At 62.5% G+C, this 670-nt stretch carries 1 protein-coding gene; it reads left to right on the forward strand.

Translation table 11 applies throughout. The features are described from left to right. Positions 1-670 (forward strand): PQQ-binding-like beta-propeller repeat protein (locus AC3A4H_RS23590; RefSeq protein WP_487768878.1); only part of this gene is annotated, 670 nt, incomplete at both ends.

The raw sequence follows: 670 nt of genomic DNA on the forward strand, positions 1-670 counted from the left end.
CCGGATGCCGACATGCTGGTCGACCCGCAGAAGACGACCGATCTCGGCAAGCCGATCGGCGCCGATTCCAGCCTCAAGAGCTGGGAAGGCGAGCAGTGGAAGACGGGCGGCGGCACGACCTGGGGCTGGCTGTCCTATGATCCGAAGCTGAACCTGGTGTATTACGGCACCGGCAACCCCTCCACCTGGAACCCGACGCAACGGCCCGGCGACAACAAGTACGCGATGACCATCTTCGCGCGCGACGCCGACACCGGCATGGCCAAGTGGCTCTACCAGATGACGCCCCACGACGAGTGGGACTATGACGGCGTCAACGAGATGATCCTCGTCGACGGCATGGAGGTGAACGGCAAGAAGCACGACGTGCTGGTGCACTTCGACCGTAACGGCTTCGGCTACACGCTGGACCGTGACAACGGCGCCTTGCTGGTGGCCAAGAAGTTCGATCCGGCCGTGAACTGGGCAACCCAGATCAACATGGATCCGAAGAGCGACAAGTACGGCCGCCCGGAAGTGGTCGACAAATACTCGCCGCAGCATAATGGCGAGGATGTCAACACCACGGGTATCTGCCCGGCCGCGCTTGGCACCAAGGACCAGCAGCCGGCCACCTACTCGCCCAAGGACAAGCTCTTCTTCGTGCCGACCAACCATGTCTGCATGGACT

It is taken from the genome of Pseudaminobacter sp. Soil_N_29, from assembly GCF_057656055.1.